Origin of the sequence: Streptomyces sp. NBC_00158, assembly GCF_045160885.1 — a bacterium.
In the GTDB taxonomy this organism is placed as follows: Bacteria; Actinomycetota; Actinomycetes; order Streptomycetales; family Streptomycetaceae; genus Streptomyces.
In genome coordinates, this window is record NZ_CP108161.1 from 3574351 (window position 1) to 3593843 (window position 19493).

Genomic DNA, 19493 nt, shown 5'->3' on the forward strand with positions numbered 1-19493 from the left:
CGGACCGAGGAACTGACACGCCATGACGGCCATCGCCCCCGCTCCTCCTTCCGCCCGCGTCCGCGCCGCGGCACTCCTGCCGCGTCTCGCGCTGGTTCTCGCAGCCCTGCTGGCCACCCTGTTCACCGCGGCCGCCCCGGCCACGGCACACGCGGCCCTCACGGCGAGCGACCCGCAGGACGGGGCGGTGGTCGCCACGGCGCCCGCCCAGGTCACCCTCTCCTTTTCGGAGCAGGTCGCCATGGGCGACGACTCCATCCGCGTCATGGACCCTCAGGGCAAGCGCGTCGACACCGGCGAGCTGAGGGACATGTGCAGCGGATCGACCATCCGCTACGGAACCGCCCTGCATCCGGGCCTGCCCAACGGCACGTACACCGTCGCCTGGCAGGCCGTCTCCGCGGACAGCCACCCGATCTCCGGGGCCTTCACCTTCTCCGTGGGCGCCCCCTCGGCGACCAGCGTCGCCCTTCCCGACCAGAAGGTGGGCGGCGGCCCGGTCGGCATCGCGTACGGCATCGCCCGCTACGCCGCCTACGCCGGGTTCACCGTCCTCGTCGGCGGTGCCGCCTTCATCCTGCTGTGCTGGCGCCGGGGCTCCGCGGAGCGCCCGCTGCAGAAGCTGGTGGTGCGCGGCTGGGTCACCCTCACCGCCGCCACCCTCGCGATGCTGGTGCTGCGCACGCCGTACACCGGCTCGGGGAAGTTCGCCGACGCCTTCGACCTCGACGGGCTCAAGGCCGTCCTGGACACCAAGACCGGCGCCTCCTTCCTCTCCCGGCTGCTGCTCCTCGGCGCTGCCGCGCTCTTCATCGCCGTGCTCTTCGGTGCTTACGCCCGCCGTCAGAAGGCCGAGGCCGCGGACGCGGCGGGAGCCGACGGTGCCGAGGACCGGGCCGGGGACAAGAAGGAGACGAGCGACCTCGCCTTCGGACTCGGTATCGGCGGCACGGTCGTGGCCGGCGGTATCGCCGCCACCTGGGCCCTTTCCGAGCACGCCTCCACCGGCATCCAGCCCGCGATCGCGATGCCGGCCGACATCCTGCACCTGCTGGCCGTGGCCACCTGGCTCGGCGGGCTCACCGCGCTGCTGGTCGCCCTGCGCAAGGTGCCGGACATCGAGCGGGAGGCCGTCCAGCGCTTCTCCCGGGTCGCCTTCATCAGCGTCGTGGTCCTCGCTGTCACCGGCGTCTACCAGTCCTGGCGCCAGGTCGGCAGCTGGTCCGCCCTCACCGGCACCAGCCACGGCCGACTGCTGCTCATCAAGGTCGCGCTCGTGGCCGTCCTCGTCGGCATCGCCTACCTCTCGCGGAAGTGGACCGCCCGGCTCGGCGAGGTCCGTGCCGAGGAGCCGGCGAAGGTGCTCGCGGGAGGCGATGTTTCACGTGAAACATCGACCGGGAGCGCCTCGGGTGATTCCGCCGGAGCCGGCGAGAGCACCGGGGCCGGTGCGGAAGGCGAAGCCGCCGACAGCGAAGCCGCGGCCACCGACCCGAAGCGGGCCGCCCAGCTCGCCCGGCAGCGCGCGGCCCGCGAGAAGGCTGAGGAGACCCGCGTCCGCGATGCCGATCCCGGCCGTGCCGGCCTGCGCCGCTCCGTGCTGGCCGAGGCCGGTGTGGCCGTCGTACTGCTGGCCGTCACCACCGTCCTGACCAGCACCGAACCCGGGCGCGCCGTGGAGAAGGAAGCCGGCCGGGGCGGAGCGTCCGCCACTGCGGTACCCAACCGCCCGGTCAAGATCACCCTGCCCTTCGACACCGGCGGCCAGAACGGCAAGGGCAACGTGCGGCTGGAGCTCGACCCCGGCCGGGTCGGCGCCAACACCCTCCACCTGTGGGCGGACGGCCCCGACGGCAAGCCCCTCGACCTCCCCGAGGTCAAGATCTCCTTCACCCTGCCGGCCAAGGAGATCGGCCCTCTGCCGCTCGCCCCGGACCGGGCATCGGCCGGACACTGGACCGCGTCCGGGGTCCAGCTGCCGCTCGCGGGTGAATGGCGCATCGACGTGACCGTCCGCACCTCCGACATCGACCAGACGACCGTCCAGAAGAACGTGAAGATCGGCTGAACAGCGTGACCGACAGCACTGGTAGCACCCCCGACATCGAGATCTCCCGGCGCCGACTGCTGGGCACCGTCGGCGCCGCGGGCGCCGCGGGGCTCGCACTCGGCGCCACGGGCGGCGCGCTCGTGCAGTCAGCGGTATCCGACTCCCCGGCCGGCTCCCCCGGAGCCGCCGGGTCCCTCGCCTCCCTCGGTGCCACCGAGGTCGCCTTCCACGGGAACCGCCAGGCCGGGATCACGGACCCGCTCCAGGCCAAGGGCCACGTCCTCGCCTTCGACCTGGCGCCGGGCGCCGGGCGCAAGGAGGTCGCCGCGCTGCTGCGCCGCTGGTCCGACACCGCCCGGCGGCTCATGGCGGGCGAGCCGGCGCCGACCGCCGACAGCGGGATCGCCCTGGACGCCGGACCGTCCTCCCTCACCCTCACCTTCGGCTTCGGCCACTCCTTCTTCGACCGCACCGGCCTCACGGCCCGGCGCCCGGCGGCCCTCGACCCGCTGCCCGACTTCTCCTCGGACCGGCTCGACCCCCAGCGCAGCAACGGCGACCTGTGGGTCCAGATCGGCGCTGACGACGCGCTGGTCGCCTTCCACGCCCTGCGCGCCGTGCAGAAGGACGCCGGGGAGGCAGCCCGGGTGCGCTGGCAGATGAACGGTTTCAACCGGTCCCCCGGCGCGACGGCCTCGCCCATGACCGCCCGGAACCTGATGGGCCAGGTCGACGGCACCGGGAACCCCAAGCCCAAGGACGCCGACTTCGACAAGCGGATCTTCGTGCCGGACGCCGGTCCCGGGCCCGCCGAGCACTCCTGGATGGCCGGGGGCTCGTACGCCGTCGTCCGCCGGATCCGGATGCTGCTCGACGACTGGGACAAGCAGTCCCTCACCCAGCAGGAGCAGGTCATCGGCCGGACCAAGGCCAACGGCGCCCCGCTGACCGGGGGCGACGAGAAGACCGCGATGGCCCTGGACAAGCTCGGCCCCGACGGCAAGCCGGTCATCCCGTCCAACGCCCACGCGCGGATCTCCGCTCCGGCGCAGAACGGCGGTGCCGCCATGCTCCGGCGGCCCTTCTCGTTCCACGACGGCATCGGCCCCGACGGCACCCCCGACGCCGGTCTGCTCTTCATCTGCTGGCAGGCCGATCCGCTGCGCGGGTTCGTCCCGGTCCAGCGCAAGCTCGACCGCGGCGACGCCCTGTCGGAGTTCATCCGCCACGAGTCCAGCGGGCTGTACGCCGTCCCGCCCGGGCCGCGCGACGGGGAGTACGTCGGGCAGCGCCTGCTCGAAGGGTGAACAGCACCACGCCGGCGGGTGGCCCGGCATTAGGCTGACCGCATGTCGGCCACCCGCTTCACGTATCTCGGTCCCGAGGGCACTTTCACCGAAGCCGCCCTGCGCACGCTGCCGGAGGCGGCCACCCGGGAGCTCGTCCCGATGGTGTCGGTCCCGGCCGCCCTGGACGCCGTCCGCAACGGCGAGGCCGCGGCCGCGCTGGTGCCGATCGAGAACTCGGTGGAGGGCGGGGTCACCGCCACCCTCGACGAGCTCGCCTCCGGCGAGCCGCTGATGATCTACCGCGAGGTGCTCCTGCCCATCGCGTTCGCGCTGCTGGTGCGGCCCGGGACCAAGCTCTCGGACATCAAGACGGTCACCGGTCATCCCGTCGCCCAGCCGCAGGTGCGCAACTGGCTGCGGACCCACCTGCCCGACGCGGTGTGGGAGTCGGCGGCCTCCAACGCCGACGGTGCCCGGCTGGTGCAGGAGGGCCGCTTCGACGCGGCCTTCGCGGGCGAGTTCGCCGCCGCCACCTACGGGCTGGAGGCGCTGGTCACCGAGATCCACGATGCCCAGAACGCCGAGACCCGCTTCGTGCTCGTCGGGCGGCCCGCCCGGCCGGCCGCACCCACCGGCGCGGACAAGACCTCCGTCGTGCTGTGGCTCGGCGACGACCACCCCGGTGCACTGCTGGAGCTGCTCCAGGAGTTCGCCGTCCGCGGGGTGAACCTGATGCTGATCCAGTCCCGCCCCACAGGCGAGGGCATCGGCAACTACTGCTTCGCCGTCGACGCCGAGGGGCACATCTCCGACCGCCGGGTCAGCGAGGCGCTCATGGGCCTGAAGCGGACCTGCCCCCAGGTGCGCTTCCTCGGTTCCTATCCGCGTGCCGGTGTCGCGCTGAGTGAGGTGCGCGCCGCGCGGCCGGGAACCTCCGACGAGGACTTCACCGAGGCCTCCGACTGGCTGACACGCTGCCTCGACGGCCGGGCGTAGTCCTTCGTCCACTGTCCACAGAGTTATCCACAGGCCGAGATGGTGACCTGGGGACAAGTCGACAGAGCGGCACGACAAGGTCGACATATCGGCCGGGTGGCCCAGGTTTCGCGCTGGGGAGCGGCAGGTGAACGGCGTCACCCCCGCATCGCCGATCAACTCTTTGGAGCGAGCCATTCCCACCCGAATGAGTGTGTGAGGGCGGTTTGAACCCTGATCGACCCGGACCGGTCCCGGACGCCCATTGATCTAATTCGATGTCCACAGATCCGACTCACAGCCTGTGGATAAGAGCGGTCCGCGGAGAATTCCTGTGGACAAGGATCGCTCCCCCGCCACCCTCCGGCCCTGCTCAGACCCGGCGCGCCGACCGCCGTTGTGCCCCTTTTCGGAGAAAGGGGATGATTTTATCGACCGGTCCCCAGGGTCGGGATCCAGCCGCCCGACGAGTGCGGGACAAGGCCGGAACCACGCCATTTCCATTCGCCCGAATTGGGACATAGCGACACGCAGCGTGATATCGGTGTGATCCCGGGAAGCCCAGCCCGGTAGCCTGGAGGGGTGATTGACCTCCGGCTGCTCCGTGAAGACCCTGACCGTGTCCGCGCCTCGCAGCGCGCCCGTGGAGAGGACGTCGAGCTCGTCGACGCGCTGCTCTCCGCCGACGAGCGCCGCAGGTCTTCCGGCATGCGCTTCGACGAACTGCGCAACGAGCAGAAGTCGCTCGGCAAGCTCATCCCCAAGGCCTCCCCGGAGGAGCGGGCCGAGCTGCTGACCAAGGCAGAGCAGCTCAAGCAGGACGTCAAGGCCGCCGAGGCCGAGCAGAACGAGGCGGACGACGCCGCCAAGCAGCTCCTGCTCAAGCTGGGCAACATCGTCCACGAGGACGTCCCCGTCGGCGGCGAGGAGGACTTCACCGTCCTGGAGACGCACGGCACGATCCGCGACTTCGGTGCCGAGGGCTTCGAGCCCAAGGACCACCTGGAGCTCGGTGAGTCGCTGGGCGCCATCGACGTGGAGCGCGGCGCGAAGGTCTCCGGCTCGCGCTTCTACTACCTCACCGGTGTCGGCGCCCTGCTGGAGCTCGCCCTGGTGAACGCGGCGATCGCGCAGGCCACCGAGGCCGGGTTCATCCCGATGCTGACCCCCGCGCTGGTCCGCCCGCGCGCCATGGAGGGCACCGGCTTCCTCGGCCAGGCCGCGGAGAACGTGTACCACCTGGAGAAGGACGACTACTACCTGGTCGGCACCTCCGAGGTCCCGCTCGCCGCGTACCACATGGACGAGATCATCGACGCCGAGAAGCTGCCCCTGCGGTACGCAGGCTTCTCCCCCTGCTTCCGCCGCGAGGCCGGTACGTACGGCAAGGACACCCGCGGCATCTTCCGCGTGCACCAGTTCGACAAGGTCGAGATGTTCTCGTACGTCGCGCCGGAGGACGCCGAGGCCGAGCACAAGCGGCTCCTGGAGTGGGAGAAGCAGTGGCTGACCAGCCTGGAGCTGCCGTTCCAGGTCATCGACGTCGCGACCGGCGACCTGGGCGCCTCCGCCTCCCGCAAGTTCGACTGCGAGGCCTGGATCCCGACCCAGGGCAAGTACCGCGAGCTGACCTCCGCCTCGAACTGTGACGGCTTCCAGGCCCGCCGCCTGGCGATCCGCTACCGCGACGGCAAGAAGACCGCTCCGCTCTCCACGCTCAACGGCACCCTGTGCGCCGTCCCGCGCACCATCGTCGCCATCCTGGAGAACCACCAGCAGGCCGACGGCTCCGTGTACGTTCCCCCGGTGCTCCGCCCCTACCTGGGCGGGCGCGAGGTCCTGGAGCCGATCGCCAAGTGAGCCCCGCTCCGTTCCCGTACAAGCTCGTCGCGACGGACCTCGACGGCACGCTGCTGCGTGACGACGACACCGTCTCGGAACGCACCCGTGAAGCCCTCGCCGCCGCCACCGCGGCGGGCGCGGCGCACATCGTCGTCACCGGCCGTGCCGTGCCCTGGACCCGGCACGTGCTGGACGACCTCGGCTACCGGGGCATCGCGGTGTGCGGGCAGGGTGCCCAGGTCTACGACGCGGGCGCGCACCGGCTGCTGACCTCGGTGACGCTGGACCGGCAGCTCGCCGGTCTGGCCCTGTCGAAGATCGAGGCCGAGGTCGGTCCGCTGGCGCTGGCCGCCAGCCGTGACGGGGTGGACGGCGAGGTCCTCTTCGGCCCCGGCTACCAGGTGCAGGAGGGCCTGCCGGCCCTCTACCTGGAGGACACCGCCGAGGTCTGGACCGCGCCGCTGAACAAGCTCTACATCCAGCACCCGGGGATGGGCGAGGACGAACTCGTCAGCGTCGCCCGGACACTCGTGGGCAACCTGGTCGACATCGTCATGGCGGGACCGGGGATAGTGGAGATCCTGCCGCTGGGCCTGAGCAAGGCCACCGGCCTGTCGCTCGCCGCACGCCGGCTGAAGGTGAAGGCGGCGGAGACGATCGCCTTCGGCGACATGCCCAACGACATCCCCATGTTCGGCTGGGCCGCGCACGGCGTCGCCATGGCCAACGCCCACGCGGAGCTGAAGGCGGTGGCCGACGAGGTGACGACCTCCAACCAGGAGGACGGCATCGCGGTGGTCCTGGAGCGCCTCCTCGGCGCCGCGTAGGCACCGGGACGCAACCCGCCCGGGACGCAGCACCCGGGACCGGACGTACGAGAGGTCCGGGACGGCCCGCGCCGCGAGGCGCGCTCGAAGTGGCCGTCCCGGACCTTTTGTTACTCCCCGCACCACTCACTGTGCCCCGGCCGCACGGGCCGTACCAGCGAATTTCCGCCGGTCAGCCGCGGAGCGCGCGGCGTCGCCAGTAGGCCGCCGTGACGAAGGCCAGGAGCGGCCCCCACAGCAGCAGGGGGGCGTAGCAGAGGGTCATGAACCAGTACGCGGCCCCACTGGGGGCGGTGGGGCTCTGGGTGAAGTTGGCGTTCCATGCGAACGCGGAGAGCACCGTGATCGCGGTGACGGCGGCCGCCCCGAGCGCCGCGGGAACCACCGCGACCAGCGGCGGGATACGGCGGCCGCCCAGCCGGGGGATCCAGCGCGGCACCTCCTCGCCCCACCGCTGCACGAGGCCCAGGGTCAGCAGGCCCAGGCATTCGGCGAAGGTGCTGAGCGCGATGAGGTAGAGCGATCCGATGCCCGGGAAGTTGTCGGAGTGCAGCGCGTCGCCGGCGCCCCAGCCGACGGGTATCCCGACCGCTATCAGTACGCGCCACAGCCCGCTCGGGAGCAGGGTCAGGGCCGCGGCCTTCGCGGCCCAGCGGACCGGGCGGGAGACGCCCGGGACGACGGAGACGGCCGAGACGCCGGAGACGGTCGGGGCGGGGGCGGTGAGGGTCGTCATGGCTCAAGTCCTTTTCGGGAGAGGGCTGGTGGTACTCCAAGCCTCGTCCGGCGGGGTACGCCCGGCCATCCGCCGATCAGCAGGTTCGGAGCCCCAGGGACCCGGAGCAGCCTCTGCCGAACGGCAGATGGAACGGCCCCGCACCGGCTCGTAGGGTCAGCGGCATGACCCTGGATCCGCGTGCCCTGTACGCCCCGGCACTGGCCTGCGCCTCCGTGCTGTCCCTGGGCGGGAGCTTCGCCCGGGTGCCCGGGGCGTGGACCCTGACGGGGGTGGCACTGCTGCTGCCCCTGCTTGCCCTCCTGGCCCGGTGGTCACCCGTACGGCCGGCCGCCGTGGCCGGCACCCTGGGCGTCGCCGCGGTCTCGCTCTGGCCGGTACCGCTGCTGTGGACGGACGGGGCGTCGTGGCTGGAGTGCAGCGGGGCGGCGGCCTTCTGGGCGGCGCCCGCTCTCGCCGCACTGGCCCTCGGGGGGCACCTGCGACGGCAGCAGGGCAGGACGCGGCGGGCCGTACGGGACGCCCGGCGCGGCCAGCAGCTCGAACTGGCCCGCGATCTGCACGACTTCGTCGCGCACGACGTGAGCGCCATCGTGGTGCAGGCCCAGGCCGCCCGGTTCGTCGCGGGGACCGACCCCCGACAGGCGGTCCTCGCCCTGGAGCGCATCGAGGCGGCCGGCCTGAGCGCGCTGGCTTCGATGGACCGGACGGTGCACGCGCTGCGCGCGGCGGGCGGCGGCCCCGCCGCCCCGGCTCCGGGGCTCGCTGAACTGCCGCAGCTGGTGGCCCGGTTCGAGGGCGGGGTACTGGAGGCCGAGGAACGGGCCCTGGCCGCGCTGTCACGCGAGGCGGACACCACGGCGTACCGCGTCGCGGTGGAGGCGTTGACGAACGTACGCCGCCACGCGCCCGGAGCTGCCTCGGTCCGGGTGAGCGTCCGCCGGGCCCCGGCGGGGATAGAGCTGAGCGTGGCGAACACCGCGCCGCCGCGCGGACCCCGGGGCATCCTCGGCCGCCGACGCGGCGGCGGGACGGGGCTCGCCGGTCTGCGGGAGCGGGTGGAGGCGGCGGACGGCACCTTCGGCGCCGGACCCGACGAGGACGGGGGATGGCGGGTTTCGGCGGTCTTCCCGGCGGCGGGCGCCCTTCAGGGGTGATCATGACAGCGTGACCACCAGCATCCTGATAGCCGACGACCAAGAGGACATCCGCAGCGGATTCCGGCTGATCCTGGACTCCCAGCCGGACATGACCGTGGTGGGGGAGGCCTCCGACGGGGAGAGCGCCGTGGAACTGGCCCGGCGGCTGCGCCCCGACGTGGTGCTCGCGGACATCCGCATGCCGCGCCTGGACGGGCTGGAGGTGACCCGGCTGCTGTCCCCGCAGACCCGGGTCGTGGTGGTGACCACCTTCGACCAGGACGACTACGTGCACACCGCGCTACGCAACGGAGCCTGCGGCTTCCTGCTGAAGCGCTCGGGCCCGACACTGCTGATCGAAGGGGTGCGGGCGGCAATGGCCGGGGACACCCTGATCAGCCCTCAGATCACCGTCCGGCTGCTGAGCCGGCTGTCGGGGCCCGGAACCACGGCGGCGCCGGTGCCTGCCGGGCAGGTACCGGCCGGGGAGGTCCTGACCCCGCGCGAGCTGGAGATCGTACGGCTGGTGGCGCGTGGGCGGACGAACGCCGAGATCGGGACGGAGCTGTTCATCAGCGCCGGTACCGCGAAGACGCACATCGCGAACGTGCAGGCCAAGCTGAGGGCCCGGAACCGGGTCGGGATCGCCGCGTGGGCCTGGGAGCACGGAGTGGTCGGCCCGGAGTAGGGACCGGTGCGGGGCCGGGCCGATGTTTCACGTGAAACAAGGGCCCCGCGAAACAAGGGGTCACGTGGGACGAGGGGTCAGGCGCGTGTTTCACGTGAAACATCGGCCGCCCGCCCGTGGACGTGCTCGTGCCCGTGTGGATCGCGGTGCAGGGTCAACGGCCAGGCAAGGAGTCCGACGGCGAGCGAGATGGCGTGGCCGAGGTCGGTGAAGCTGCCCCCTGTGAGCAGGGGAAGTCCGAAGAAGGCGACCACGCCGAGGAGGTAGAGCCATCTCCAGGGGTTGGGGAGCCGGTAGGTCAGCACCCCCATGGAGGCCGCCAGCCCGTAGCTGACGCCGATGTCGACGACATGGGTCATGCTGTGCGGCGCTCGGTGGTCCTGGATGGCCATCAGGAGCACCTTCTGGCTGACGAGGGTGGCGACGACGTGCGCGGTCGCGACGATCAGGAGCCAGCGCAAGGTACCGAGCCAGCGCTCCACAGGGGCGTGGAAGAACTCGAAGAGCACGGCGTAGAGGGCGAGCGAGGCCGGGTTCTCGATCCAGAAGGCGCTGCTGAGCAGTGCCCGGACGGGATATTTCACCAGCTGGTGGATATTGCTGCTGTTGCGGTGGAGCAGCACGTGGTCGAGCCGGTCGGGGGCGATCGCGACGACGAGGCTGGTGACGGCGACGATCAGCAGCCATATGTGCGTGCCGGGCGAGGAGCGTATCCAGGACCGCAAGGGCCTGGACGGCTCAGGCTCGGGATGCTGGATCATGCACCCGATGATGCCCCGCAAAGCCGTGCCCCGCCCGGCCGGTGGGCCGGGCGGGGCACGGTGGTGGACGCTGCCGAGGGGTTCCTATTCCTCGCCTGCGAGGGTGAGGCGGCGCAGCTTCTGGCCGGCGTACACGGTGGCGCCGACGGTGACCGCGAGGAGCAGGGCCACGGCGGTGGGCAGGCCGACGCTTGCGTCGACGTATCCCTGTCCGGCGACCTTCTCGGCCAGGGCCAGGGCCCACTGCTGGACGCTGAGCGTCTTGGCTCCGGAGACCAGGCTGCCGAAGAGGGACTCCCAGATGAGGGCGTAGACCAGGCCGAAGACGACCGCGTGCCGGCTGACGGTGCCCAGCAGCAGGAAAAGGGCGCTGTAGGCGATCGAGGCGACGAGGGCGGCGACGGTGTAGGCGACGGCGATCTGCTGGCCGTTGCCATTGAGGATGAAGCCCGCGATCAGGGTGGGGATCGCGGAGAAGGCCATCGTGACCGCGATGGCGACGATCAGCTTGGTCATGATGATCGTCGGGCGCTTCACCGGCTTGGAGAGCAGGTAGACGATCGAGCCGTCGTCGATCTCGGGGCCGATGGCGCCGGTACCGGCGATGACGCCGATCAGCGGGACCATCGTCGCGAGGGCGAAGCCGCCGAGGAGGTCGGCCGCCACCTTGTCGTCCACACCTGTGAAGAAGCGGACGGCGAGGGAGATGACGATCAGCAGCGCGGGGAGCGCGAAGAGGATCAGCGCGCGGCGCCTGCCGAGCAAGGCCCGGTAGGTGAGCCGGGCGACGGTGGGGTTGTACATGGTGCCAGCTCCTTCAGGCCGCGACGAGGTAGGAGAAGACCGACTCGAGGGACTCGTCGGAGGGGGAGACCGTCAGCAGCCGGATGCCGTGGGCACGGGCGACGCGCGGCAGCAGCTCGGTGAAGCGTCCGAAGTCGACGGCCTGGATGCGCAGCGCGCCTTCCTGGAGGTCGACCTCGATGCCTGCCGTGGACGGGTCGGCGATCAGTGCCGCCGCGAGGGCCCGGTCGTCGGAGGAGCGGACGAGGTAGCGGTGCGGCCGGTCCGTCATCAGGCGGCGGATCTTGCGGAAGTCTCCGGACGCCGCGTGCCGGCCGGCGACGACCACCTCGATGTGCGAGGCGAGCTGTTCGACCTCCTCCAGGATGTGGGAGGAGAACAGGACGGTGCGGCCCTCGTCGCCCATCCGCCGCAGCAGGTCCATGAGCTGCATGCGCTGGCGCGGGTCCATGCCGTTGAAGGGCTCGTCGAGGAGGAGCACGGACGGCTCGTGGACGAGGGCGGAGGCCATCTTCACGCGCTGGCGCATGCCCTTGGAGTACGTGGCGATCTTGCGGTCCTGGGCGTACTCCATCTCGACCGTGGCGAGCGCCCGCTGCGCCGCGGCGTCGTCGAGCCCGTGGAGCTCGGCGTTGGCGACGACGAACTCCCGGCCGGTGAGGAAGTCGTACATCGCCTCGCGCTCGGGCACGACGCCGATCTGCTTGTAGACCTGCTCGTTGCGCCAGATCGGCGCGCCGTCGAGGGTGACGGTGCCGGTGGAGGGTGCGAGGAAGCCGCCCATCATGTTGATGAGGGTGGACTTGCCGGCGCCGTTGGGGCCGAGGAGTCCGGTGACGCCGGGACCGATGCGCATGGTCACGTCGTTGACGGCAACGACGTTCCCGAACCAGCGGGAGGTGTGGTCGATGTCGATGATGGTCACAGCCCGGCCTTCCGGTAGCGGGCCATCAGGGCGGCGTAGGAGCCGACGATGAGGCCGAGTACGACGAGCAGGTACACCACTCCGGTGGCTGCGGAGGGGCCCTCGCCGCCCGGGAAGGCGGAGGTGGCGCCGAGGAAGGCGGTCTGCACCCCGTCGATCAGCGAGATCGGGGAGAACAGGCCCATCCACTCGATGGCCCCGGTGTTCCCGGTGGAGTAGGCGACGGCCTGGACGGTGGAGACGGCTCCGTAGGGGATGAGCAGCAGGGCGATGACGGCGGCGACGCCGAAGCCGCGGCGCGGGGTGAGTGCGGCCATGACGAGGCCGAGGCCGGCGAAGAGGAGCGACAGCAGCAGTACCGACACCAGTCCCTGCCCGAATCCCTTGGTCTGGTGACCGAAGTCGAACTTTGCCAGCAGCGAGCCGATCCACATGATCAGCAGCGGTGTGGCGGTGAGGATGAAGAGGGCCGAGGCCATGGCCGCGTACTTGGCCAGTACGTAGTCGACCCGCTCGATGGGCCGCGAGAAGTACAGCGGCACCGTCTTGAAGCGCAGGTCGCGCGAGACCGACTGCGGCGCCTGCGAGGCGAGGTAGAGGCCGATGACCACCTGCGTGGTCAGGGCGTACGTCGTGTACTTGATCGGCAGGTCGCTGGAGCCGGGGACGGCGATGGCCACGGCGACGATGATCAGCGCCGGGACGCACATCACCGCGAAGAGGATCATCGGCAGAACCTTGGACTTGGCGGAGCGACCGAGCCCGTACGCGCCCCGCAGGGACTGCGAGAACAGCGAGGTACGGGCGTAGCCGCGGCCGAGCCGGGGGCCGTCGTAGGACCGGTAGCCGATGTTGTGGATCTGGGTCGAGGTCTCAGGCGCCATCGGGGCCGGCTCCCTTCGGGTGGGCGGGGGACGAGGACCGGTCGCTGTCGCGGAAGACCTCGGCGATGTGGTGGCGGCGCTGCTCCATGCGGACCAGGCCGAGACCGAGGTCGGCGACGGTGTCGCGGACGGTGTCGTACGTCTCGTCGCCGGTGGCCTCGACGAGGAGGATGTGGCCGGCGCCGGGCAGGCCCTGCTCCTCGCCCGCGTGCAGGGTGATGCCCGCCGCGGTGAGTGCCTTGCGCAGGGCCGAGGTGCCGTCCGGGTACGCGTCGGAGTCGGTGACCTCGACCGCGAGGGTGGCCGTGGTCTGGGTGAAGTCGCTGGTGGAGCTGGAGCGCAGCAGCTTGCCGCCGTCGACGACGACCACGTGGTCGCAGGTCCGCTCCAGCTCTCCGAGGAGGTGGGAGGTGACCAGGACCGAGATGCCGAAGTCGGTGTAGACGCGGCGGATCAGGCCGAGCATCTCATCGCGGCCGACCGGGTCGAGGCCGTTGGTCGGCTCGTCGAGGAGGACCAGCTGCGGGTCGTGGACCAGCGCCTGGGCGAGCTTGACCCGCTGCTTCATGCCGGTGGAGTAGCCGCCGATGGGGCGGTAGCGCTCCTCGTACAGCCCGACGTGGCGCAGGGTGTCGGCGGTGCGCTCGCGGGCGGCGGTCGGCGGGAGGCCGGACATGCGCGCCATGTGGACGACGAACTCGGTGGCCGAGACGTCGGGCGGCAGGGCGTCGTGTTCGGGCATGTAGCCGACCCGTTCGCGGATGGCGCTGCCATGCGTGGCGACGTCCAGTCCGAGCACGGCGGCGCGGCCCTCGGTGGCGGGGGACAGTCCGAGCAGGATCTTGATCAGCGTGGACTTGCCGGCTCCGTTGGCACCCACGAGGCCGGTCACGCCGGGTCCGATGTCCAGGGAGAGCCGGTCGAGGGCGGTCACTCGGGGGTACCGCTTGCTCAGGCTTTCGGTCGCGATGACAGTCACGGCTTCGACGTTAGTGCCGCGGAGGCCGCCGATCGTCAGACCTGGAGCGGGATCGCGTATCCGCCTTGAGGACTACGGACCCTGACGGAAGGCTGATGGCTCCGAAGTTTGTCCACAGGTCCGTGCAGGGGCCTTGACGTGATCTCCGCCCATTGTCACATTCATCAGTGGCAGGTTTCGGGAGCGTTGGGCGACAGGGACGGACGGCCGGCATGACTGGGGACACCAAGCAGCGCACCGCGCACGACTCCGGGCAGCTTTCCGCCGGGCTGCGCGGCTTCAGGGAGGTCCAGCGGCTCGCGTACGAGTGCGCGGAGACCGTGGCGGCGCAGCTCCGCCCGGGAGTGACCGAACGCGAGGCGGCGCGGATGCAGCGCGACTGGCTGCGCGAGCGCGGGGTGCGGGACTGGTTCCACCTGCCCTTCGCCTGGTTCGGGGACCGCACCGCCTTCGCGAACTTCAAGATCCCCCTCCAGTTCTTCCCGACCTCGCGGCGGCTGGAGCCGGGTATGCCGTTCATCCTCGACATGGCGCCGGTGTACCGGGGCTACGCGGCCGACATCGGCTACTCAGGCAGCCTCGGACTCAACCCGGTGCAGGACCGGCTGATGTCGGACCTGCGGCCGCACCGGGAACTGATCCTGGAGCAGGTGCGCGAGCGCCGGCCGCTGCGGGAGATCTACGAGAACGTCGAGCGGCTGATGACCCGCCAGGGGTACGCGAACCGGCACCGGGCCTACCCCTTCGGTGTCATCGCGCACAAGATAGACCGGGTCAAGGAGCGCCGCTGGTCCCCGACCGCGTTCGGCTTCGGCACCCAGTCCCTCAAGGGGCTGGCCTCCGACGCCCTGCACGGGCACAGGGAGGGCTGGTCGCCGCTGTGGAGTCCGTACCACTTCTCCGATCATCCGCCGCAGCCCGGCCTGTGGGCGGTGGAGCCGCACCTGGGCTTCCGGGGCACCGGCGCGAAGTTCGAGGAGATCCTGGTGGTCACCGACTCCCGGGACCCCGGGGAGAGCGCGTTCTGGCTGGACGACGACCTGCCGCACGTGCGGCGCTGGGCTGAGGAGAAGGCGGCATGAGCGGGATGATCGGGACGGCTCTGGAGGGTGCGCGCGAGCGCCGGGTGAGCACCGGCGGGGTCGAGCTGTGCGTCGTCGAGCTCGGTGAGGCGGGCCGGCCGACCGTGCTGCTGGTGCACGGGTACCCGGACAGCAAGGAGGTCTGGTCGGAGGTCGCCGAGCGGCTCGCGGACCGCTTCCACGTGGTGCTCTACGACGTACGCGGCCACGGGCGCTCCTCGGCTCCGGTGCCGTTGCGCGGCGGCTTCACCCTGGAGAAGCTGACCGACGACTTCCTGGCCGTGGTGGACGCGGTCAGTCCGGACCGTCCGGTGCACCTGGTCGGCCACGACTGGGGCTCCGTGCAGGGCTGGGAGTTCGCGACGGTCGCCCGCACCGAGGGGCGGATCGCCTCCTTCACCTCCATGTCGGGGCCCTCCCTCGACCACTTCGGGCACTGGATCAAGCAGCGGATGCGGCGGCCCTCCCCGCGCCGGACGGCCCAGCTGCTGGGCCAGGGCGTCCGGTCCTGGTACGTGGGCATGCTGCACACCCCGGTGCTGCCGGAGCTCGCCTGGCGCGGGCCCCTCGGCAAGCGCTGGCCCAAGCTCATGGAGCGCAGCGAGGGGATCCCGGTCGGCGGGTACCCGACGGCCTCGCTGTCCTCCGACGCGGCGCACGGCGCCTGGCTCTACCGGGACAACGTGCGGGCCCGGATGAGCCGGCCGCGCCCCGACGCGTACGCGCACGTTCCGGTGCAGCTGATCGTCCCGACCGGGGACGTCTTCCTGTCCGAGCGGCTCTACGACGACGTGGAGCGCTGGGCCCCGGGGCTGGTGCGGCGGACCCTGCCCGCGAAGCACTGGATCCCAAGGACCCGTCCGGACCAGGTGGCGGCGTGGATCACCGACTTCGTCACGGCCCGCGAGGAGCCTGCCGCGCGGGCGCCGGAGCAGCGGGCTCCGGGCAAGTACGCGGACCGGTTCGGGGGGCAGCTGGTGCTGGTCACCGGCGCCGCCAGCGGGATCGGGCGGGCCACCGCGTTCGCGTTCGCCGAGGCCGGGGCCCGGGTGGTGGCGGTGGACCGGGACGGCGAGGGCGCGGCGCGCACGGCTGAGATGGCCCGGCTGGTCGGGGCCCCGGAAGCCTGGGGCGAGTGCGTCGACGTCAGTGACGAGCAGGCGATGGAGAAGCTCGCGGCGAAGGTCACCGCCGAGTACGGGATCGTCGACGTGCTGGTCAACAACGCCGGCATCGGCCTCTCGGGGTCCTTCCTGGAGACCGGCTCCGAGGACTGGAAGAAGGTCCTGGACGTCAACCTGTGGGGGGTCGTCCACGGCTGCCGGATCTTCGGGAAGCAGATGGCCGAACGCGGGCAGGGCGGTCACATCGTCAACACCGCCTCCGCGGCCGCCTACCTGCCCTCCCGGACGCTGCCCGCCTACAGCACGTCCAAGGCTGCGGTGCTGATGCTGAGCGAGTGCCTGCGGGCGGAGCTGGCGTCCCAGTCGATCGGGGTCTCGGCGATCTGCCCGGGCATCGTCAACACCAACATCACGGCCACCTCCCGGTTCGCCGGTGTGGACGCGGACGAGGAGAAGCGCCGTCAGGAGCGCTCGTCGCGGCTGTACGGACTGCGCAACTTCCCCCCGGAGAAGGTCGCGGACGCGATCCTGCTGGCCGTGGTGAAGAACCGGGCGGTGGTCCCGGTGACGCCCGAGTCCAAGGCCGCCCTGTGGATGTCGCGCTTCGCGCCGAACGCCCTGCGCCGGATCGCCCGGCTGGAGCCCCGGCTGTGATGCCGTGCGACGGCATGCGCGGCACGGCCATACCCCGCTCCTGCCCGCGGTCGTACCATCCCTCGCAGGAGGGCTCGCTGCTCAAGGCGGTCGAGTACCTGGCGGCGCCTCCTGCCGCCCGGACCGCGGCGGGCGCGGTCGGCCGAGCCGCCATGTCGTAGGGAGCCGGGATTGTCCGATCAGGCGGTAGCCGAGTACAGGATCGAGGATCTGGCCCATCACAGCGGGGCGACGGTGCGCACGATCCGGGCGTACCAGGACCGCGGCCTGCTGCCGAAGCCGGAGCGGCGGGGCCGGTCCAACGTCTACCGGGACACGCATCTGGCGCGGCTGCGGCAGATCGCCGACCTGCTGGACCGCGGCTACACCCTGGCCTCCATCAAGGAGCTGCTGGAGGCCTGGGACGCGGGGCGCGGGCTGGGCGGCGTACTCGGCCTGGTCGCCGAGGTGCACGGGCCCTGGACCGACGAGGAGGCCGACCGGATCAGCCGGGACGACCTCAACGCGCGGTTCGGCGGCCTGCCGGACGACGAAGCGGTGGACGAGGCCTGTGAGCTGGGGGTGCTGGAGCGGATCCCCGGCCGCCCGGACGAGTTCCTCGTGCCCTCGCCGCAGGAGCTGGCCGTAGCGGCCGAGCTGTACGCGGCGGGGGTGCCCCTCGGGGCGATCACGGGGCACCTGCGCGAGCTGCGCGGGCAGGTGGAGCACATCGCCTCGCGCTTCCTGGAGTTCACCACCGAGCACGTCTTCGCCCGCTACCTCGGGCAGGTGCCGCCGACCGACGCGGACGCGGCCGAGGCGGCGACGATGGTGCGCAGGCTGCGGCCCCTGGCCCAGCAGACGGTGGACGCCGAGCTGGCCCGGGCGATGCGGCTGTTCGCGACCCGGCACCTCCAGCGCCACCTGGGTGCGCCCGGTGCGGCCCAGCCGACGGGGCCCGCCCCGGTGGCCCTGCCCGCCGGGACGGTGCGGGCGGTGCAGGAACTGGTGGGGCCGGAGCACGTGGCGGAGTTCGTCCGGGCCGCGACGGAACGGGAGCTCCAGGCCCGGACGATGAACGATCTGGCCAGCCGGGGCGGCCGGTAATGCTCGCTCGGTAGTCCACAGGGGGTCCCCGGGGCGAATCGCTCAGATGTCGCCGAAACCCGCCGAAACGGCTGTGGACAACTCCCGTCCGCCTGTGGGCAACACGGGTTATCGGCTAGACGATGGCTTCGAACGCCGAGCCGGTGCGAGCGGTATCGGCCACCACGGCCTCCGTCTCCGGCTGCCCGGAGCGCGGCGCGGCCGTGTCGCCGTCACGGCGCTCCCGGCCGTAGAGGAGTGTGGCCAGGGCGAGTCCGAGGACGCCTCCGAGCAGCTGCGCCGCGACGAACCCGGGCAGCGACTGCGGGGCGATGCCGGTGAAGGAGTCGCTGAAGGCCCGCCCGACGGTGCCGGCGGGGTTGGCGAAGGACCCCGACGAGGTGAACCAGATCGCGGCGGCGATGTACGCGGCCACGGCGGCCGGGATCAGCCTGGGCCTGCCGATGCGGCCGAGCCCCTGGATGACCAGGACCAGCCCGGCGGTGGCTACGATCTCGCCGATCAGCAGGTGACCCCCGTCGCGGACCTGGGTGGAGAAGGTTCCCGGGGTGCGGCCGAACATCGTCTCCGCCAGTACGGCGCCGCCGATGGCGCCGGTCGTCTGGGCGGCGGCGTACGCGAAGGCCTCACGCGCGTCGAGTCCCTCGCCGCCGGTGCGCCGCGCCCACCAGGCGGTGAGGGTGACGACCGGGTTGAGGTGGGCTCCGGAGAGGGGGCCGAACAGGGTGATGATCAGGCCGAGGCCGATCGCGGAGGCGAGCGAGTTGGCGACGAGGGCGACACCGGTGTCGCGGCTGAGGTTCGCGGCCTGAATGCCCGAGCCGATCACCACCACGAGCAGGCCTGCGGTGCCGATGAGCTCGGCAGCCACACGCCGAAGCAGTGAAGCCTTATTTGTCATAGTTTCTCCCTCTGGATAAGTCGTGATGCGGAAAATGTATTCCGTATCTTGGAAAAGCGATAGAGGGGTGCCCATGGGCGTCCCGCCCGTCCGAAGGGTGGAAAATCGCTGCCCCGGGCGCTCGCGAGCCGCCAAGCTGGGCACATGGATGACCGACGCACCGTGAAGGTGTCCAAATACGTCTCGAAACACCTGCGGCACCAGCCGGAACGGATCGGACTGGTGCTCGACCCCCAGGGCTGGGTGGAGATCGACGATCTCCTGCGGGCCGCCGCGGAACACGGATTCCCGTTCAGCAGGGCCGAACTCGACCACGTGGTCGCCGCCAACGACAAACAGCGGTTCGCCGTCGACGGCACCCGCATCCGGGCCAGCCAGGGGCACACCGTCACGGTGGACCTGGGCCTGCCGGAGGCCGAACCGCCCGCCTACCTCTACCACGGCACCGTGGCCGCGGCCCTGGACGCGATCCGCGCCGAGGGCCTGCGCCCCATGGCCCGCCACCACGTGCACCTGTCGCCCGACCGCGAGACGGCGACCCGGGTCGGCGCCCGCCGGGGCCGGCCGGTGGTCCTCGCCGTGGACGCCGGGGCGATGCGCGCGGCCGGGCACGTGTTCCGGGTCAGCGCCAACGGGGTGTGGCTGGCGGACGCCGTGCCCCCGGAATTCCTCCGCTTCCAGTGACCGGCCGAAGGCCCCGGCCGGGGCCTTCGGCCGGGGCGGAATTCACGGCGTGATTGTCGGATC

18 protein-coding genes are annotated in these 19493 nt (G+C 71.7%); 11 read left to right on the plus strand and 7 right to left on the minus strand.

Annotation, left to right across the window (positions count from 1 at the left end; translation table 11 throughout):
* Positions 1–22: 22 nt before the first annotated feature.
* The 5 genes from OG553_RS16450 to OG553_RS16470 all read left to right on the plus strand — a co-directional run bounded on the left by OG553_RS16450 (position 23) and on the right by OG553_RS16470 (position 6983).
* Positions 23–2068 carry a copper resistance protein CopC gene (locus OG553_RS16450; protein ID WP_405979696.1) on the plus strand — a complete coding sequence of 682 codons (2046 nt, stop codon included), beginning with the start codon at positions 23–25 and terminating at the stop codon, positions 2066–2068.
* Positions 2069–2073: 5 nt separating this feature from the next.
* A complete protein-coding gene (efeB, locus tag OG553_RS16455) occupies positions 2074–3357 on the plus strand; it encodes an iron uptake transporter deferrochelatase/peroxidase subunit (RefSeq protein ID WP_405979697.1) in 1284 nt (427 codons plus the stop codon).
* A 42-nt stretch (positions 3358–3399) separates the two neighbouring features.
* Positions 3400–4335 (plus strand): prephenate dehydratase, encoded by a 936-nt coding sequence (pheA, locus tag OG553_RS16460; RefSeq protein WP_405979698.1) that lies wholly within the window; start codon positions 3400–3402, stop codon positions 4333–4335.
* Between the two features lie 561 nt (positions 4336–4896).
* A complete protein-coding gene (gene serS / locus OG553_RS16465) occupies positions 4897–6174 on the plus strand; it encodes a serine--tRNA ligase (protein WP_405979699.1) in 1278 nt (425 codons plus the stop codon).
* Complete coding sequence (locus OG553_RS16470) at positions 6171–6983, plus strand: HAD family hydrolase (protein WP_405979700.1); 813 nt, start codon at positions 6171–6173, stop codon at positions 6981–6983. The genes serS and OG553_RS16470 overlap by 4 nt, the downstream gene beginning before the upstream one ends.
* A 172-nt stretch (positions 6984–7155) precedes the next feature.
* On the opposite strand, the gene OG553_RS16475 is transcribed toward OG553_RS16470, so the two are convergent.
* Positions 7156–7719, minus strand: a complete 564-nt coding sequence (locus OG553_RS16475; protein WP_405979701.1) for a hypothetical protein — start codon at positions 7717–7719, stop codon at positions 7156–7158.
* A gap of 164 nt (positions 7720–7883) precedes the next feature.
* Between OG553_RS16475 and OG553_RS16480 the strand changes: the two genes are divergently transcribed.
* Together OG553_RS16480 and OG553_RS16485 are read left to right on the plus strand one after the other, a co-directional pair.
* Positions 7884–8876 (plus strand): sensor histidine kinase, encoded by a 993-nt coding sequence (locus OG553_RS16480; protein ID WP_405979702.1) that lies wholly within the window; start codon positions 7884–7886, stop codon positions 8874–8876.
* A gap of 10 nt (positions 8877–8886) precedes the next feature.
* The gene (locus OG553_RS16485) at positions 8887–9546 is read left to right on the plus strand and encodes a response regulator (RefSeq protein ID WP_405979703.1); all 660 of its coding nucleotides are present in this window, start codon (positions 8887–8889) and stop codon (positions 9544–9546) included.
* Positions 9547–9623: 77 nt separating this feature from the next.
* Here OG553_RS16485 and OG553_RS16490 read toward each other — a convergent pair whose 3' ends face one another.
* From OG553_RS16490 to OG553_RS16510, 5 genes are all read right to left on the minus strand, one after another.
* Positions 9624–10307, minus strand: coding sequence for a rhomboid-like protein (locus tag OG553_RS16490; protein WP_405979704.1), 684 nt, complete (start codon positions 10305–10307; stop codon positions 9624–9626).
* Between the two features lie 84 nt (positions 10308–10391).
* On the minus strand, positions 10392–11111 hold the full coding sequence (locus tag OG553_RS16495) for an ABC transporter permease (protein ID WP_405979705.1): 720 nt from the start codon (positions 11109–11111) through the stop codon (positions 10392–10394).
* A gap of 13 nt (positions 11112–11124) precedes the next feature.
* Positions 11125–12036, minus strand: a complete 912-nt coding sequence (locus OG553_RS16500) for an ABC transporter ATP-binding protein (RefSeq protein ID WP_405979706.1) — start codon at positions 12034–12036, stop codon at positions 11125–11127.
* Entirely contained in the window at positions 12033–12920 is an 888-nt protein-coding gene (locus OG553_RS16505) for an ABC transporter permease subunit (RefSeq protein ID WP_405979707.1), read from the minus strand. Before OG553_RS16505 ends, OG553_RS16500 begins: the two co-directional genes overlap by 4 nt.
* The gene (locus OG553_RS16510; protein WP_405979708.1) at positions 12910–13899 is read right to left on the minus strand and encodes an ABC transporter ATP-binding protein; all 990 of its coding nucleotides are present in this window, start codon (positions 13897–13899) and stop codon (positions 12910–12912) included. Before OG553_RS16510 ends, OG553_RS16505 begins: the two co-directional genes overlap by 11 nt.
* A 212-nt stretch (positions 13900–14111) precedes the next feature.
* Between OG553_RS16510 and OG553_RS16515 the strand changes: the two genes are divergently transcribed.
* The 3 genes from OG553_RS16515 to OG553_RS16525 all read left to right on the plus strand — a co-directional run bounded on the left by OG553_RS16515 (position 14112) and on the right by OG553_RS16525 (position 17845).
* On the plus strand, positions 14112–14981 hold the full coding sequence (locus OG553_RS16515; protein ID WP_007265293.1) for a M24 family metallopeptidase: 870 nt from the start codon (positions 14112–14114) through the stop codon (positions 14979–14981).
* Between the two features lie 5 nt (positions 14982–14986).
* A complete protein-coding gene (locus OG553_RS16520; protein WP_405983055.1) occupies positions 14987–16759 on the plus strand; it encodes an SDR family oxidoreductase in 1773 nt (590 codons plus the stop codon).
* Between the two features lie 171 nt (positions 16760–16930).
* Positions 16931–17845, plus strand: a complete 915-nt coding sequence (locus tag OG553_RS16525; protein ID WP_405979709.1) for a MerR family transcriptional regulator — start codon at positions 16931–16933, stop codon at positions 17843–17845.
* 115 nt (positions 17846–17960) lie between these two features.
* Here the strand turns inward: OG553_RS16525 and OG553_RS16530 are convergent, their stop codons facing one another.
* Complete coding sequence (locus OG553_RS16530) at positions 17961–18746, minus strand: aquaporin (RefSeq protein WP_405979710.1); 786 nt, start codon at positions 18744–18746, stop codon at positions 17961–17963.
* Positions 18747–18890: 144 nt separating this feature from the next.
* On the opposite strand from OG553_RS16530, the gene OG553_RS16535 reads away from it, so the two are divergent.
* A complete protein-coding gene (locus OG553_RS16535; RefSeq protein ID WP_405979711.1) occupies positions 18891–19430 on the plus strand; it encodes an RNA 2'-phosphotransferase in 540 nt (179 codons plus the stop codon).
* The last annotated feature ends 63 nt before the right edge of the window (positions 19431–19493 follow it).

Excerpts from the sequence above, each read along its gene's own strand:
- OG553_RS16515 (WP_007265293.1), top strand. The coding sequence starts at position 14,112 with ATGACTGGGGACACCAAGCAGCGCACCGCGCACGACTCCGGGCAGCTT.
- OG553_RS16450 (WP_405979696.1), top strand. The coding sequence starts at position 23 with ATGACGGCCATCGCCCCCGCTCCTCCTTCCGCCCGCGTCCGCGCCGCG.
- OG553_RS16520 (WP_405983055.1), top strand. The coding sequence starts at position 14,987 with ATGATCGGGACGGCTCTGGAGGGTGCGCGCGAGCGCCGGGTGAGCACC.
- OG553_RS16490 (WP_405979704.1), bottom strand. The coding sequence starts at position 10,307 with ATGATCCAGCATCCCGAGCCTGAGCCGTCCAGGCCCTTGCGGTCCTGG.
- OG553_RS16475 (WP_405979701.1), bottom strand. The coding sequence starts at position 7,719 with ATGACGACCCTCACCGCCCCCGCCCCGACCGTCTCCGGCGTCTCGGCC.
- OG553_RS16535 (WP_405979711.1), top strand. The coding sequence starts at position 18,891 with ATGGATGACCGACGCACCGTGAAGGTGTCCAAATACGTCTCGAAACAC.
- pheA (WP_405979698.1), top strand. The coding sequence starts at position 3,400 with ATGTCGGCCACCCGCTTCACGTATCTCGGTCCCGAGGGCACTTTCACC.
- OG553_RS16495 (WP_405979705.1), bottom strand. The coding sequence starts at position 11,111 with ATGTACAACCCCACCGTCGCCCGGCTCACCTACCGGGCCTTGCTCGGC.
- OG553_RS16505 (WP_405979707.1), bottom strand. The coding sequence starts at position 12,920 with ATGGCGCCTGAGACCTCGACCCAGATCCACAACATCGGCTACCGGTCC.
- OG553_RS16480 (WP_405979702.1), top strand. The coding sequence starts at position 7,884 with ATGACCCTGGATCCGCGTGCCCTGTACGCCCCGGCACTGGCCTGCGCC.
- OG553_RS16530 (WP_405979710.1), bottom strand. The coding sequence starts at position 18,746 with ATGACAAATAAGGCTTCACTGCTTCGGCGTGTGGCTGCCGAGCTCATC.